The sequence below is a fragment of the Bradyrhizobium sp. AUGA SZCCT0431 genome, assembly GCF_018131065.1.
Lineage (GTDB): Bacteria > Pseudomonadota > Alphaproteobacteria > Rhizobiales > Xanthobacteraceae > Bradyrhizobium.
The window spans coordinates 1-1,514 of the sequence record NZ_JAFCLR010000097.1 but is presented as its reverse complement, the minus strand read 5'-3'; the positions used below and the strand labels follow the sequence as shown (position 1 = coordinate 1,514).

1 protein-coding gene is annotated in these 1,514 nt (G+C 59.1%); it reads right to left on the bottom strand.

Going from position 1 to position 1,514, the window contains the following annotated elements:
- Window positions 1-230: 230 nt before the first annotated feature.
- Window positions 231-1,193, bottom strand: a complete 963-nt coding sequence (locus tag JQ567_RS37900; protein ID WP_212443533.1) for an ABC transporter substrate-binding protein — start codon at window positions 1,191-1,193, stop codon at window positions 231-233.
- Window positions 1,194-1,514 lie beyond the last annotated feature (321 nt).

Below are 1,514 nucleotides of genomic sequence, written 5' to 3'. Positions count from 1 at the left end.
ACGTCAAAGCCCTGAGGGGCCTAAATCGTTCTGAATCAAGGTGCGGCGCTGCCACTTTACGACTGTTCGACCCGGTCTTCCAGCGACCGAGGTCCGAAATGGATCATTCGCGTCGGTTTGGCCGAACCACGGCGACTTCCGGTCTACCCCGGTGAACGGACATTCTCAGGATAGGCGGGCATGTCTCAAAGGCGCCATAACCGGACTCATGCGCCGCAGTAACAGCATCTCTATTCGATCAACTCGTCGGCGCGAGCCAGTAACGCGGGCGGCACGGTAAGGCCGAGCGCCTTGGCAGTCTTCATGTTGACCACTAGCTCGAATTTGGTCGGCTGCTCTACCGGCAGATCGGAAGGCTTGGCGCCTTTGAGGATCTTATCGACGTATCCGCCTGCACGGCGGAACAGATCGGCCACATCGGGGCCGTATGAAATCAATCCGCCATTGGTGGCGAATTGTCGGAATAGATAGAGCGCGGGCAGACGATGCTTCGCCGCCAGCGCAGTAACTCGTGGGGCGTTGTTAAAGGTCAACGGATCGCCAAAAGGAACTATTGCATCGACCTGCTGGGTTGCGGCCGAGGCAAAGGCGATGTCCAGTTCTTCCGCCGTGGTCGCCTCTACTATCGGGAGAGCCACGCCTAGCTTGCGGGCCGTTTGGGGCAATTCCTCGGCTACTATCAACCTGTGAATTGGATTGCCCGGATTGACCAAGATCGCAATTTTCGAGGCGGTAGGAACCATTTCCCGCAGGGTTTCTATCATCTTGGCGGTGAAATCTCCTGGTACGTAGGTCGCAAGACCCGTTATGTTGCCGCCTGGTCGCGACAGGCTTTGGACGAGGCCAAGCCGCACGGGATCGGCCACAGCCACGAATACAATCGGAATGGCAGCGGTTGCTGATTTCAGGGCAACGGCTGGCTGCGGGCCGGAGCCAATGAGCAGATCGGGCCTGAGGGCAACGAGTTCGGCCGCAAGAGCCGGTATGCGCTCGGCATGGCCCTCAAAATATCGGTAGTCCACGATCAGGTTCTTGCCCTCGATCCAGCCCTTTTCGCCTATGCCGCCGCGCAGAGTTGGCGGAAATTCGGAACCGCCCAAGTAACCGATCCGGCGAGGCTTCCCCTGCGCGTGCACATGCCGTGGCGAAACGAGCAGCGCCGCAGTGCCCGCGATGAACTCCCGCCGCTTCATTTGATCCTCACGGCAGCTCGAGGACGAGGGGACGCAGATTATCACGTCTCCATGGTGGTCGCACTCGCTGAGGGCGCAAAATGCTGCGTCGCAAATGCTGCGCGTGGCGCAGGAAGGCTATGGGTCATTCGCGTCGTTTTGACCGGACCGCGGCGACTTCCGGTCTACCCCAGTGAACGGACATTCTCAGGATAAGCGGGCATGTCTCAAAGGTGCTAAAACCGGAAGTGGCCTACCTCATTCGATCACTTCGTCGGCTCGCACAAGGATCGTTGGAGGAATAGTCAAGCCGAGCGCCTTGGCGGTCTTCAGATTTACCCC